The 15511-nt window shown below is 31.4% G+C and carries 10 protein-coding genes and 2 pseudogenes; 2 read left to right on the top strand and 10 right to left on the bottom strand.

Annotation, left to right across the window (positions count from 1 at the left end):
* Positions 1-680: 680 nt before the first annotated feature.
* Complete coding sequence (locus B3R94_RS07225; protein WP_180905261.1) at positions 681-1757, bottom strand: HpaII family restriction endonuclease; 1077 nt, start codon at positions 1755-1757, stop codon at positions 681-683.
* Positions 1754-2893: a DNA cytosine methyltransferase gene (locus B3R94_RS07220; RefSeq protein WP_244957973.1), complete on the bottom strand. Its 1140-nt coding sequence runs from the start codon at positions 2891-2893 to the stop codon at positions 1754-1756. The genes B3R94_RS07225 and B3R94_RS07220 overlap by 4 nt, the downstream gene beginning before the upstream one ends.
* A gap of 604 nt (positions 2894-3497) precedes the next feature.
* Here B3R94_RS07220 and B3R94_RS07215 point away from each other — a divergent pair.
* Positions 3498-3818: pseudogene (locus tag B3R94_RS07215) on the top strand (transposase); the annotation flags it as partial.
* A gap of 152 nt (positions 3819-3970) precedes the next feature.
* Here B3R94_RS07215 and B3R94_RS07210 read toward each other — a convergent pair.
* The 6 genes from B3R94_RS07210 to B3R94_RS07185 all read right to left on the bottom strand — a co-directional run bounded on the left by B3R94_RS07210 (position 3971) and on the right by B3R94_RS07185 (position 11663).
* A complete protein-coding gene (locus tag B3R94_RS07210; protein ID WP_291099705.1) occupies positions 3971-4909 on the bottom strand; it encodes a hypothetical protein in 939 nt (312 codons plus the stop codon).
* 1136 nt (positions 4910-6045) lie between these two features.
* A complete protein-coding gene (locus B3R94_RS07205; protein ID WP_291099703.1) occupies positions 6046-7266 on the bottom strand; it encodes a bifunctional folylpolyglutamate synthase/dihydrofolate synthase in 1221 nt (406 codons plus the stop codon).
* Positions 7267-7362: 96 nt separating this feature from the next.
* The gene (nhaA, locus tag B3R94_RS07200; protein ID WP_114997858.1) at positions 7363-8523 is read right to left on the bottom strand and encodes a Na+/H+ antiporter NhaA; all 1161 of its coding nucleotides are present in this window, start codon (positions 8521-8523) and stop codon (positions 7363-7365) included.
* Positions 8524-8606: 83 nt separating this feature from the next.
* The gene (locus B3R94_RS07195; RefSeq protein WP_221854232.1) at positions 8607-9821 is read right to left on the bottom strand and encodes a sterol desaturase family protein; all 1215 of its coding nucleotides are present in this window, start codon (positions 9819-9821) and stop codon (positions 8607-8609) included.
* Between the two features lie 2 nt (positions 9822-9823).
* Entirely contained in the window at positions 9824-10537 is a 714-nt protein-coding gene (locus B3R94_RS07190) for an alpha/beta fold hydrolase (RefSeq protein WP_038335162.1), read from the bottom strand.
* Between the two features lie 70 nt (positions 10538-10607).
* On the bottom strand, positions 10608-11663 hold the full coding sequence (locus tag B3R94_RS07185; RefSeq protein ID WP_291099700.1) for an anhydro-N-acetylmuramic acid kinase: 1056 nt from the start codon (positions 11661-11663) through the stop codon (positions 10608-10610).
* 563 nt (positions 11664-12226) lie between these two features.
* Between B3R94_RS07185 and glyA the strand changes: the two genes are divergently transcribed.
* Positions 12227-13501 (top strand): serine hydroxymethyltransferase, encoded by a 1275-nt coding sequence (gene glyA, locus B3R94_RS07180; RefSeq protein ID WP_219035413.1) that lies wholly within the window; start codon positions 12227-12229, stop codon positions 13499-13501.
* A gap of 452 nt (positions 13502-13953) precedes the next feature.
* Here glyA and atpG read toward each other — a convergent pair whose 3' ends face one another.
* Both atpG and B3R94_RS07170 read right to left on the bottom strand, forming a co-directional pair.
* Entirely contained in the window at positions 13954-14826 is an 873-nt protein-coding gene (atpG, locus tag B3R94_RS07175; protein WP_219035388.1) for an ATP synthase F1 subunit gamma, read from the bottom strand.
* A gap of 70 nt (positions 14827-14896) precedes the next feature.
* Positions 14897-15511 (bottom strand): annotated as a pseudogene (locus tag B3R94_RS07170) (F0F1 ATP synthase subunit alpha); the annotation flags it as partial.

The following is a 15511-nucleotide window of genomic DNA, read 5'->3' as shown; positions in this document are numbered from 1 at the left end:
TTTTTTTAACTAACAAAATTTTATTTTAAAAAATTTAAAGTTTTTATTTCAATAAGTCAATTTACTTCGCAGCAAAATCACTCTCGTTATTTGCGGTCGCAAAGGTAAAACTTATTTCTAATTCAACAAAATTTATTTTTAAAAATTTTGTCGCTTGTTTTACTTTATGTCAACTACAATACTACTCGTCTTTCGTATTGGGATTGCAAATATACAACCCATTTTTCCGAACTTCCAAACACATTTTACATTTATTTTACTTTATATCCCTAACTAACTGTTATGACGGGAAATATTTTTTGAGAATTTTAGATTTGAGAAACTAGATAGTAGATTTTAGACCCGAAAACATCGTTTTTACTACACAAAATGATTAGATGTTTTGTTTTTATTACTTATAAATAAAAGTAAAATGTCTACTTTGTGGTTAACGACTCGGGAAAAGTTCCGATATTCATTAATAAAGTCGAGCTAAACTTTAGCTATATAATATATGATAGTTCTAATTACAGGTTCCTCAACAGGTTTTTACCTTCTCCCCTTCTGGCAAGAAGGAAGATTAGTTGTTAGTGGTAGTTTTTATTCATCGTTCCAATGTAGCTCAATTCTTTATTTTTTTTGTCTAACTGAAATAAAAATTGGAGTTGTACAACAGTTACCCTTGTTACATGCTGGCGCTTTTATAGAAATCTAATTTGTAAGTTCAGTTTGAAATAAAGTTTATCATTTTCTTTATAAATACTTCCGAAATCGTGTCTTGAACTACTTGCAGTTTCAAATTTTGTATTTGAATAAAGATAATCCTCAAATTCGTTTCGGTTGTAAATGTGATAACACAAAACTTCTCCATCTTCTTTTACGACTAAATATCCACCAGTTGCATCAAGTTGTCCAGTCCAGACTTTTGACGGCATCATTCCAAGTGCAATATCTGTTATAAATCGCTTGAATTTATACGTGTAAAAAGGATGATTATTCTCCAAATTAAAGTTTAAAGGATTTGTTTCAGAAACTGAATTTATTAATTCGATAGTTTTTGATAAACTTGAAGTAAAGAATTTTTTAAGTGTTTCCGAAACGATTTTGGGTAATGCAGAATCAACCAGAATTAAATTATTTCCAAAAATAGAACTTTCCGTTTTAATAAAATTTAAAGAACCACCTAACGAATAAATTTCTTCAATTCTATCTTTTATTTTACTTCTTGTATCAATTGAATTTATCAAATTGATTTGTTCTTCAGATAAGTTTATGTTTTCAATTTCGTAAATGAAATTAGTAGTTTTTCCAGCATTTAGTAAAGTAGAAGCTCCACCTAATTGTGATTTTATACTAAATCCTAATTCGGGATTCGTTCCAGTTCTTTGGTCGTGAATAACAATTTTAATATCGCTTTTAACTGAAGATTTAGCTTTAATTGATTGACTTTGATATGAATTAATAAATGTTTCAATTTGAGGAATTGAAAAAGTAGCATTTGTTTTTTCTTTTAACTTTTGTAAAAGTAAACTTGCATTTTCTTGAAAATTAGAGATTGAGATTCTAAATTCCTCTTCTCCATTTTTAATTAAAACAATATCGTTTTCATATGAAAACACGAAAGTTCCATTTGACTCATCTCTTAAAACTTTAATAATTGGAAATATTAATGATTCAATTTTATTTAAATCACTATCTCCAGCAAATAATTGTTTATCAGCAATAATTTTAAGAAGCGCATAAACTTCGCTCCATTCACCCTTATTTCCTGTTATCATTTAGTTTTCAGCATTAGTTTAATAATTTCGTTTGCAGTTGCTTGAATAGCTGGTACGGCAACGGAGTTACCGAACTGCTTGTAAGCAGATGCGTCAGCAACTGGAATAATGTAATTATCTGGAAAACCTTGTAATCTTGCCCATTCTCTTGGAGTCATTTTTCGGATTCCTTCTCGATTTACCTCACCTTTAATTTTGGTTGTTGGAGTGAAATCAGTAATTCTATGGTCTAAAACTAAATTTCTTTCACGTCCCATTCCGCCACAAACAACAGCGTTAGCTGTTTGATTATCTTTTATAATTTCGTAACCAAACCCGTTTCCTTTATTTTCGTGTCTTGCTTTGTGATTTACAAGAGTTTGAAGATATTGAGTTGAAAGATAATATTTTGTTTCAACTACATTTTCTTCCTTCACGTCTGCAAAAGTTGAGTTTTGATTTGTTGGTTTTGGATAGCTGAAATTATCAATGCACAAATCTGGATGAAAACCAACAATATAAATACGTTCTCTATTTTGTGGAACTCCAAAATCTTTAGCGTTTACTATTTGAGGTTCTGGAACAAAATATCCTAAGTCGTTACGTAAAACATTTAAAATCGTTTCTAAAGTTTTTCCTTTGTCATGACTTCTTAAACCTTTCACGTTTTCTAAAAAGAATGCTTTTGGTTGTTTACGTTTGATGATTTCAGCAACATCAAAAAATAATGTTCCTCTTGTATCTTCAAATCCTCCACGTTTTCCAGCGATTGAAAATGCTTGACAAGGAAAACCAGCACAAAGTACATCAAAACCGTCTGGAATATATTGTTTTGTTTCTTCTTTTGTAATATCACCAAACGGAGTTTCTCCAAAATTGGCACGATATGTTTTTTGCGCTTGTTTGTCCCATTCGCTAGTAAATACACATTTCCCGCCAAGATTTTGTAAAGCCAAACGGAAACCACCAATTCCAGCAAATAAATCAATAAATTTGAATTTTGGTTTCTCAACTGGTTGGAATGGTACGTTTTCGTTATTGAAAAGTTCTAATTGAAAATTCTTTTCGGAAAAGTAATTTGTATAATCTTCTGAAACGTAATTTTTTAGAATTTCATTTGTATATTCAATAGCATCACTTTTATAAAATTGTGACACTCCGTTTTTATTGTTATGGAGATAATGAGTTATCACAGCATCTTTCACGTCAAAATTAATGATAGGATTTTTCCTATCATTTCTAATTTTATCAAGTGATATTTTTTCCAAAACTTTCATTAATTCAATTTCTCTATAATTGATTGCAATTTACAAAAAATAACCGATGATTTTAAGATTAGGGATTTATGCGTAAAGTTTGGATGCGCTTGCATGTAACGGGCCGCATATTGCCGAAGGCGGGGAAATCGAAGCCTAAAGTTTCGATTTTGCACCGAGGCGAGCCATAACGAATTTTTGTGAGTTAAATTTAAAAAACAAAAACGAATTTTATTCGTTTTTGGCGGAGATAGAAGTACGAACTTTGAATTTAGCACTTTAACCCCGCATTTTGCCAAACCCTTGTGCTTGTTGCACAACTCAAAAATAAAAAAAAATTCGGATCTTGTTGTATGCAAGGACGAAAAGAATTTACCCCACAATTATTTTACGAACTAAGCTTAGAGCGGTTAGTTCAACCGATAACTTTTATCGCCGTGTAAATCAAGCATTAGATTTACATTTTTTGTACAAATCCACTCAAAAATATTACGGCACTCAAGGTCAAGAAAGTATTCACAAACCATTGTACGATAAAATGCACGAAAAACTCACCAAAAACAAAGCGTATCACCGCAGATTAGTAAAGCGTCGAAGTGCTACAGTAGAACCCGTTTTAGGAACGTTGATTAACTTTTTTAACCTAAAACGAATCAACAGCAGAGGAATGTCACAAGCCAATAAACACGTTTTGATGTCAAGTTTATCTTACAACTTGAAGAAATACCTGCGCTTTATTTTCAAAATCCCGAGTGTTTTAGCCCAAGTTGTTTCACTAAAACAAGGGAAATACAGCTTTTTACAAAAGTACTCCTTTACGACTTAAAAAGTGCGTTTTTAAGCAAACCTAATATTACAATTCAGCATATTTCTTTAAAAACAAACCTCGCTTAAAATGGCTTAAACGAGGTCAAATATTTTAAATTTTTATAAAAATTGGAGTTGTGCAACAGTTACCTATGTTGTACGACGTTTTTTTTATTTTTTCTTAATTCCAAATAACTTTCTTTCAAGGTCAATTACTATTATGTCGCTTATAAAAAATTCATTTCCGATAGAACCATACAAGTCTAAATCTTTGAAAAACTTTTGGTGCTTTTCACTATTTGTGTAGTAAAATTTCTTGCTTTCTATTTCTAAAGGATAGTTGTTTACTTTTATTCTTTTAATGATTTTATTTCCAATTAAAGTTGTCGCTTCGCCCCAACTATTTGCTGTAATTGTATCTTGATTTTTAGTTTCATTCGTTGTTATTTCTTTATAAAGCAGACTATCAATTGTAGTTGCCGGAACAAGTCCTGCTCCCGTGTCAAATAGAAATGCATAATCTTGTCCGTCAATATTTAGGTTTATCTTTATTTTTCCGTTAAATATTTCGATTGGTGTAAAAACGTAGTCTGTTGAGCTAATTGATTTGCTGTTTTCTGCAATTTGTAGAGTTTGTTTTGGATAATCTATAATCAAAACTTTATTTTCAACTTCATTCACACCAATTGTTCCAATTTTTTTCAATTTTTCAAACGGTTCATTAGAACCAAAATCTTTATACACGAATAAACTGTCAACTGATGATTTTAAATTGTCTAAAAATAGATTTGTGTAAAATATTTCATAATCACCTCTTTTAAAATAACTGTTTTTTAATTTAGGATATTCTGCAATTATTGTATTAAGCGGATTTTCATATGCAATATTTACATTCATACCTAAATCAAATTGCATTTCAAACTCTTTATCAATAGTCGGAATTTTTACTGGAACATACATTGCTCCATATTTGTAATTTTTCCCTTCAAAATCAAAACTTTCCCAACGAAAAGAAATTTTGTCATTGTTTCGAGTTTTTATTAATTGTCGGTTTGCACAAGAAAATAGAAGCGAAAAAATTGCAAATAGTAATAAGTTTTTGATTTTCATCTCTGTTGGTCTAAAATTACAGCTAACTCTCAAATATACGCAACTTTCTACAAAAACCAAATAAAAAGTTAAAACAAACATTACTTGTTGAAAATAAATAAATTAAATATGATAATTAATTGCGTATTTAGAATTGTTTGTGGATTTTTTTTGTGTGATTTTAAATTCAAATAAAGTTTTACGTTAACAAATAAGAGTATTCTGAAATTATAATTGGCCATAAAAACATATAAAAATCGAGTGAATTTTCTTTTATATTTTTTAGACTATCAAACATATTTTTCCAACCTTGAGTTCCAGTCAATATTGAAATGAAAGTAAAATACCCTACGATACTTAAAAATAGAACTAATATTTTTAGTCATAATTTTGATTTAAGTTTCGTGAAAAATCAGCTACATCCTCAAGCTTACTCGCTACTTAAAGGCAGGATGAAGGCAGGATAAAGGCAACATAGTGGCAGTAGAGAGGCAGTAGAGTGTATACAATACTTTTTTTGGATGGTTGGAGTTGAACAAAAAAATGGTGGCTCATTGCGCGCGAGGTTTATATTTTCACTGCATGGAATGATTAGGCGGTGACGATTTGCTGAATCAAGCAAATGGGCAGCGGCTACTTTTGGGTTATGGACTCGGGAAAGGTTTCGCGAAGCGAAATAAATTAGTAAAAAAAAGAAAGGCTACCCAAAATGGATAACCTTATTACTTGTTATATTCTTATTCTGAAAAATTATTTATATAACCGAGTACGTATCATAGGATTGGAAATTGTACTACAATTTTTTAATTTTTATTTTAAAATATTGTGTATCTCCATAAGTACATCCTTGACATTTAGTAACTACTTTTAAATATAAACTATCTACAGCACTATATTCTGATTATAATTTTTTTTTTATTGAATTGAACAAATATAAACTATATAAATCAATCATTTATGCTCTCTCTCTTTAAAAGATGCATTTTTTAGATATTCAACTTGCTGACAAACAACAGCTTACCTATTTTTTCAAAAAAAACTGAATCATTAAATCGATTTGAATAAACAAGTTATAACAGGATCAGTTTATCCTAATTATTACATCTGTATTTTACCTTTCTAAATAAAAAAATATCAAATCAATTAAAATAATAAAATCAAATCACTTCAGCGACAACGAATGTACTACCACCTATATAAATCATATCATTCACAGAAGCATTATTTTTGGCTGCAAGTAATGCTTTTTCTACAGAATCGAAAAAATGTTTGTCCTGTATATCTTCTGGAATTATTTGATACAGCTCATCAATATCATATTTACGTGGAACATTTGGTTGACAAAAATAATAAGTTGCCTTTTTTGGAAAAAACTGAAGAATTGACAAAACATCTTTATCGTTGACAAATCCCAAAACTAAATGCAATTGATTATAAGCTTGCTCATTTATTTGTTTTGAAACTTCTGCTAAACCATGTGGATTATGCGCAGTATCAGCAACAATTAATGGATGTTGTCCTAAAATATCCCAACGTCCACGCAAATTTGTATTCTTTACAACATTCAATAAGCCATTTGTAATATTTTCAGAAGAAATTGTCCAACCTTGTTTTTGCAATTGTTCAATAGCGGTTAAAACGGTACGTTTATTTTTGATTTGATAAGAACCTTTCAAATCTGAAGGTAAATCTTGAAAATGTTTTTCTTCTGCAAAAATGATTTCTGCATTTCTATCTTTCGCTACTTGTTCAAAAACTGATTTTGTCTCTGCTGTTGTTTCACCAATTACAATCGCTGTGTTTGGTTTTATGATACCAGCTTTTTCAAAAGCAATTTTATCCAACGTATCACCCAAAAATTGTGTATGATCCAAACCTATATTCGTAATAACAGAAAGTTCTGGTAAAATAATATTCGTGGAATCTAATCGTCCGCCCAAACCTGTTTCTATAATTGCGATATCTACATTTTGTTGTGCAAAATATTCGAAAGCCATCGCAATTGCTATTTCGAAAAAAGACGCTTTTTGATCGATGATTTTTTTTTCATGTTTACTTACAAAGTCAATCACAAATTCTTCATCAGCCATTGCTCCATTTACACGAATTCGTTCGCGAAAATCTTTGAGATGTGGAGAAGTTGTTAAACCTGTTTTGTACCCCGCTTCCTGAAAAATAGAAGCCAACATATGAGACGTACTTCCTTTACCATTTGTTCCTGCAATATGAACAGTTTTAAATTTAGTTTGAGGATTTCCCATATATTCGCATAAAGCTGTAATATTTGTTAAATCTGCTTTCATTGCTGATGCTCCAACACGTTGAAACATTGGTAAATTAGAAAATAACCAATCAATGGTTTCTTGATACGTTCTCATTTGTACAAAAATTTATACGAAGATACGCAGGGATAAAATAAAAGTCGATTTCTTCCGAAGAAAAAATCGACTTGATATGATGAATATTTTGTTCAATTAATCTGAATAATCCTGACGAGTCGTTAAAGTTCTTTTTAAATAAAAGAATCCAAAAACTGCTGCAGCTACCGAAGCTACAAGAATCATTAATTTAGCTTCATTCACATAATCAGGATCTTTAAACGCCAAAATCGATACGAAAATAGACATTGTAAAACCAATTCCTGCTAACATTCCTGCACCAAAAACACGTTTAAAGTTTACAGCTGTTGGCAATTCACTTAATCCCAATTTTACAGCTATAAAAGTCGCTAAGGTTACACCAATTGGTTTACCTACTACTAAACCTAAGAAAATTCCAGCTGCTAACGGGAAACTAAAATGTGAGAATCCTCCACCATCAATAGTAATTGCTGTATTTGCTAAAGCGAATAATGGTAAAATGATGAAGGCAACTGGTAAATGTAAAAAGTGTTCTGCTTTTGCACAAAGAGATTTGGATTGATCTTTATTAAAAGGAATTGTAAAAGCCACTAAAACACCTGCAATTGTTGCGTGTATTCCTGAGTGTAACATAAACCACCATACAATAATTCCACCAATTATATAAGGTATGATTGTATTCACCTTCATTCGATTTAAACCAAATAATAAAGCTAAAACACCCATTGCAATCCCAAATTGAGTAATATCAAAAGGTAACTCAGGATTAGGATAAAATAATGCAATCACCAAAATAGCACCTAAATCATCAATTACTGCAAGTGCCGTTAAAAACACTTTTAAAGACATTGGTACTCTTTTACCTAACATTGTAATCACTGCAACGGCAAATGCAATATCAGTAGCCATTGGAATTCCAAATCCATTAATGGTATCAGTTCCGTAATTCAAAGCAGCAAAAATTCCAGCAGGAAGTAACATACCTCCAACTGCAGCAAAAATGGGTAAAATTGCTTTCTTTACATTGGAAAGTTCTCCAATTAGCATTTCACGTTTTAATTCTAATCCAATTAAGAAAAAGAAAATGGCCATTAGCCCATCGTTAATCCAATGTGCAAAAGAATGCCCGAATAGATCCAAATGCCAAAGGCTTTGGTAAGAATCAGCAAACATTGAATTGGCAACAATTAACGAAAATAGTGTACAGAAAATTAAAGTAATTCCGCCAGAAGTTTGGCTATGAATAAATTTTTGAAATAGTTTAGAAACAATCATTTTATTTTTTTTAATTTGGTAAAAATAATGAACTCGTTTTTAACCGCCTAATCTAAACGAAACAATAAGACCTAAATTATCATTTATATAATCTTTAAAATACTTTTTTGATACCAATTGCTAAAATTAAACATCTTTTCGATGATAAAAACAAATATGAAAGGTAAAATCAGCAAGAAATAATTATGAGATTGAATGATAAAAAAACTACAAAACACTAAAAATCTAATATGTTCTAAATACGGTACCCATCTTTTTTGTTCTAATTGTGCACCAATATTTATTAATGTAATCAAGACAAATACAACGAAGAAACCTTTGGTTAAATTATCAAATTGATCAAAGTAATATGTTAGAATACTCATCGCAAAAAACGATAAAATCAATTGTAAATTAATATAACCTTTGTATTTGAAATGATAACTATTCACTTTATTCTTAGACATCCATTTCTTTTCAATAATTGGTCTTATTTCCTGATCCATAACCGCTGGACTACCAAAATATATTGTCAATTTTTCTTTAATAGATGATTTTCTTCGAGCAGCCTCGTACAACTCTAAATAATAATGAAAATGTTGCCACAAAAAACTGTAACTATTGATAGGATGAGTTAATCCATATTTGGGTTTTTCTTCTTCTTTCTGAAAAGTACCAAATAATTTGTCCCAAAAAACAAATACATCTCCATAATTTTTGTCCAAATATTTTTCGTCAGAAGCATGATGAACACCATGAAGAGAAGGCGTTATAAAAATATATTCGAGCCATTTTTGTTTCTCCAAAATCTGCGTATGTGTAAAAAAAGAATACACGCCATGAACCACCAAAATCGTCATTACTAAATTTGGATGAAAACCAATAAAAGGCAAAATACACCAGAATACATTGCGAACAATTGCTTGTAAAGTCGTTATACGTGCCGCAACCGTGAAATTAAATTCTTCGGATTGATGATGCACAATATGGGCTCCCCAAAAAATATTGACTTCATGTCCCAAACGATGATACCAATACCAGACAAAATCTGTCGCTAGAAGCATCACAACCCAAATCCACCAAGCATTTGAAATATCTAATAGACGATAACTTTCGTAAATCCAAACATACAAATTGTAAAAACTTGCCGTAATAAAAAGATTCAATAATCGTTCTGCAATTCCTATTGAAATATTAGAAACTGAACTTTCATATTTATAGATATTCTTTAATTTCTTCTTTTTAACAACTACATATTCAAGCCATAAAAAAAGAAAAAAAGCTGGTAAAGCAAAAGCTAAATACTCGGGATGATTCATTTTTAAGCACTTAAAAATTGATTAATATGTTGATTAAAAAGTATCGGCTGCTCCATCATCGGCACATGACCACAATGATCGATATAAGCTAATTTTGCATTAGGTAAATGTGCAAAAAACTCTTCAGCAACATCTGGCGGTGTCACAATATCTTGTTTTCCCCAAACTAACAAAACTGGCTGATCTATTTTATGTAAAAGATGTTTCAAATTTTGTCGCTTTGCATCTCGCGCAATCGAAATTATAGACAAAGCTTTTGTAGGCGTATTAGCGGTCGAAAAAACATCATCTACCAATTCTTTTGTAACAACATTTTTTGTTTCAAAAACTTCTTCTACCTTATTTTTGATATACTCATAATCTCGCACACGTACAAAAGAAGCTTGTAAATTGTTTTCATATAAACCAGAACTTCCTGCTAAAATCAATTTATCAACCAAATTTGGATGCGCCAACGCATATAACAACGCAATATGTCCACCCAAAGAATTTCCAATTAATATTGGATTTTCAATTTTATTGGATTTAATATAATTTTCTAGAAATTGAACTAAATTTTGAAGTGAATTTCTTTTGAAATGAGTAGAAAATAAAGGAAAAGTTGGTGTATAAACATTGTAATTTTCTTCAAGATTCTTGATAACATTTCCCCAATTACTAAGGCTTCCAAATAAGCCATGAAGTAAAATAACATCTTTATTTTTCGAATATTTCATATCGCATTTATTCTTTGTTACCGAACAAATGTAAATAAAATATTTTTAAACTCTATTAATTATATAGATTTTATAGATTATATATAATTCCAGACGAATGGTCTTTGCTCGCTCCTGTTACAGATGCCAAACAATTTATTTCGTTATGAACACGTCGATATCCAAGGAATGCAAAAATTAAAGCTTCTTTAAAATCAATTAAATTATCAGTTGGAATGATGATTTCAACAGTTGATAATTCTCGTAAACGATTGATAAAAAATGAATTTCGAACTCCTCCTCCAGTTATCAACACATTGTTGATATCGTATAAAGCAAAGGTATTTTTAATTTGAATTACGAAATGCTCCACACAACTTCTTAGCTTATCTTCAATAGAAATATCGTACTTATCAACAATTGTTAAAAACTCATTCGTTACCCATTCAAAACCTAATGATTTTGGGAAAGGTTGATGATAATAATTCAAAAGGTTTAATTCATCAACTAATACAGTATTAATATGTCCTTGCCCTGCTAGTTCTCCATTTTTATCAAAATCAAAACCGAGTTGTTTTGCATAATGATTCAAGACAATATTAATTGGGCAGATATCAAATGCAATTCGTTTTCCATTTCTATTCATCGAAATGTTAGAAAAACCTCCAAGGTTTAAACATGCATCATAGTTAGAAAATAATAATTCGTCCCCAATCGGAACCAAAGGCGCTCCTTGTCCTCCTAAAATAACGTCTTGTGTTCTGAAATCGCACACCACTTTTTGTTGACAACGCGACGCAATTGCTGCACCTTTTCCTATTTGCAAAGTGAATGATTTCTGCGGTTGATGAAAAATAGTTTGCCCGTGAGATGCAACAAAATCTACTTTTCTAATCTTATTTTTATGAATAAATTCTTTTACTTGTTCTCCAAGAAAATAACCATACTCTACATCTAGTTGGCATAAATCCATTGCCGAATATTGAAAAGCTTCTGTTAGTTTTGTTCGCCAATCGGATGAATAATCTATAGTTTCGGCATGTAAAATTTCGAAATGTTGGTTACCATCAAATCGTACATAGCAAATATCCAAACCATCTAACGAAGTTCCAGACATTAAACCAATGCAAAAAGTAGGGTTTTTCATGCTGTAAATTTAATGAGAGAAATTGATAGTTGGTTGGTTTAGAAATTAGAAATTTTAAATATCTAAGAAACCATCTTTCATTTTTTCCTTGATGAAAAAACGAAACAAAAAAATCAAGACCTCAATAAATCGGCTGAAAATGATTCATTCTACGCGAAAAGATTTAAAAACCTATCGGTTAAATCTTTTTTATCGCTTCGAATTTCTTCATTTTTTTAACGCCTTTTTATTGAAAGGTCATTTGAAATTCCTTTGAATAAGTAAATTAGTTTTCAATTATTAATAAGGTATGATTCTGAAAAAAGTATAAATATTATTACTCAAAACTAAGAACTTGTTACTCACAACTCGAGATGCGTTAGGGATAGTAGTGGAAATCCTTTGCGTGAAACAAAGCGATAGCGAAGTTACAAAGTAAAGATTGCAACGAATAGCCCGCCCGAAGGGAACGCCCAAATCATTAGAAAAATTGTTTTGATAACTCTTAGGTTATTACGAATATATCAGTTAGAAATTCTAATGATAAAAGCTTATATTTGAAACACAATTAATACAAACAAAACATGGCACAAGATGTAATCTTCGATTTGATTGAAGAAGAAAAAGAAAGACAATTAAACGGAATTGAATTAATCGCTTCAGAAAACTTTGTTTCGGACAACGTAATGCGCGCGATGGGTTCTGTTTTGACAAATAAATATGCAGAAGGTTATCCTGGAAAGCGCTACTACGGTGGTTGCGAAGTTGTAGACGAAGTAGAAACTATTGCAATTGATCGTTTGAAAGCGTTGTTTAATGCAGAGTATGCGAATGTGCAACCTCACTCAGGATCTCAGGCAAATGCAGCTGTTTACTTAGCATGTTTGAAGCCAGGAGACAAGATCTTAGGATTCGATTTATCGCACGGTGGGCACTTAACTCACGGTTCTCCTGTTAACTTTTCTGGGTTAACTTACCAAACTTCTTTCTATGGAGTGGACAAAGAGACGGGGAGAATTGACTACGAAGCTATGGCAGAAACTGCTCGTAAAGAGAAGCCTCAAATGATAATTTGTGGTGCTTCGGCATACTCAAGAGACATAGATTATGCTAAATTTCGTGAGGTAGCTGATGAAGTTGGTGCTTTGTTATTGGCTGATATCTCGCATCCTGCTGGGTTAATTGCCCGCGGAATCTTAAACGATCCTATGCCTCATTGTCATATCGTAACGACGACAACTCACAAAACTTTACGTGGTCCTCGTGGTGGAGTCATTATGATGGGGAAAGATTTTGAGAACCCTTGGGGAGCAAAAACTCCTAAAGGTGAAGTGAAAATGATGTCTCAAATCTTGAACGGAGCAGTGTTCCCTGGTACACAAGGTGGACCTTTAGAGCATGTAATCGCGTCTAAAGCTGTTGCTTTTGAAGAGGCTTTATCTGACGGTTATATGGACTATATTGTACAAGTTGTGAAGAATGCGAAGGCTTTGGCTGCGGCATTGGTTGCAAAAGGTTATGATATTGTTTCTGGAGGTACAGATAATCACTGTATGTTAATCGACTTACGTAACAAAGGTATTTCTGGGAAACAAGCAGAAAACGCTTTAGTTTTGGCAGAAATCACTTGTAACAAAAACATGGTTCCTTTCGATGATAAATCTCCTTTCATTACATCGGGGATTCGTTTGGGTACGGCAGCTGTAACAACTCGTGGGTTGGTTGAAGCAGATATGCAAACTGTTGCTGACTTGATTGACGAAGTATTAATGAATATTAATAACGAAGAAATCATTGATGGAGTTGCAGATCGTGTAAATGAGTTTATGTCTTCTCGCCCATTATTTCAAATGAAATAAGTAGAAACTAAGTTTCGATTATAACAATAGAAAAGTCCTGAGCATTGCTTAGGACTTTTTGTTTGATATAAAACGTCGAGACATTTTACCTAAAACCTCCTTAGGTTTTAGGTAAAATCACTTGACGTTTTTATTGAAATGTCTTGAGGAAATGATTCATACCATTCTAACTTATAATAAGATTGAACTAATAAGAATTCTAATTAGATATATGATTACACAAATTATCATCCTGAATAAAGTAATAACTAAGTAGAAGTATTTCTTCAATACATATGTTAAAGAATAATTATTCAAAAGTGTTTTATAGATTTTTATTCTGAATGATAAATATAATTGTTAGAATCTATTAAAAGTTTTATTACTTCTTTATAATCTAAAGTAAACATTATAAAAAAAGCAACTTCGAGATGAAGTTGCTTTTCTATTTAAAATAATATAAGTCTTTGTTCTTACGCATTCAATGCTTCTGCACCACCAACGATCTCTAAGATCTCGTTTGTAATAGCAGCTTGACGAGCTTTATTGTATTGAATTTTCAATCCTTTTTGTAACTCGCTTGCGTTGTCTGTTGCTTTATGCATTGCAGTCATACGTGCTCCGTGCTCAGAAGCGTTAGCATCTAATACGGCTTTGAATAATTGCGTTTTCAACGTTTGAGGGATTAAGTCTCTTAAAATTTCTTCTTTCGAAGGGTTGAAGATATAATCTAACTCTGCTGAATTGTTTGCTTCTTCTTCAGTTTTCTCTAAAACGACTGGTAAAAATTGTTCGTCTTGTACAATTTGAACAGCTGCATTTTGAAATTGATTGTAGATAATTCTGATTTGATCAAAGTTACCTGCAGTAAATTTCTCTACTAAATCGTCTGCAATTTCAGCTACATCTGCAAAATTTAAATTATCCCAAATGCTTGATGCATTTTTATAGATAGTTTGTGTTTTACTAAAAGTATCATTAGCTTTTTTACCAATTGCTAAAATCTCTACGTGTTTACTTGCTAATTCGCCAGCTAATAACGCATTTACTTTTTTGATGATGCTTGAGTTGTATCCTCCACATAAACCTCTATTTGAGTTAATAACGACTAAAAGTACTTTATTAACTTCGCGCTCTTCTGTTAATGCACCTCCTACTTCAGCTTCTAAAGTAGAACTTACATTTTGTAAAAGTTCACGTAATTTATCTGCATAAGGACGTAACTGTACGATAGAATCTGTAGCACGTTTTAGTTTTGCAGCAGAAACTAATTTCATAGCACTTGTAATCTGCATTGTAGAACCTACAGAAGTAATACGGTTACGTATATCTTTTAAATTTGGCATAAAATTCTGTTTGAAATGAAGGATAAATAAAAGCTTAAAAACTAATTTCTAAGCTTTTATTTTATTTTTATTAATATTTTGATGTTGTTTCTGTAACAACTTTCTTCAATACCTCTATAATTTCATCTGTCCATTTTCCTAAACGGATAGATGTTAAAGTATCAGCATATTTGTTTTTCATTAAATCAACAAAATCTGCTTGCCATTCTCTAACTTTATTTACAGGAACGTTTCTTAATAAACCGTTAGTACCTGCAAATATAATTGCTACTTGTTCTTCTACTGGAATTGGAGAGTTAACAGCTTGTTTTAATAACTCTACGTTACGCTCACCTTTACCAATAACACTCATTGTAGCTGCATCTAAATCAGATCCAAATTTAGCGAAAGCTTCTAACTCACGGTATTGAGCTTGATCTAATTTTAATGTACCTGATACTTTTTTCATTGGTTTTGTTTGAGCAGAACCACCAACACGAGATACAGAAATACCTACGTTAATCGCTGGACGAACACCTGAGTTAAATAAATCTGACTCTAAGAAAATTTGTCCATCTGTAATAGAAATTACGTTTGTTGGGATATATGCAGAAACGTCACCAGCTTGAGTTTCAATAATTGGTAATGCAGTTAAAGAACCACCACCTTTTACGATACCTTTCATTGATTCTGGTAAATCATTCAT

Origin of the sequence: Empedobacter sp. UBA7611, from assembly GCF_002484365.1 — a bacterium.
In the GTDB taxonomy this organism is placed as follows: Bacteria; Bacteroidota; Bacteroidia; order Flavobacteriales; family Weeksellaceae; genus Empedobacter; species Empedobacter falsenii_B.
Note: the sequence above shows the minus strand (reverse complement) of the source record. Positions and strands in the feature narration are given on the sequence as shown.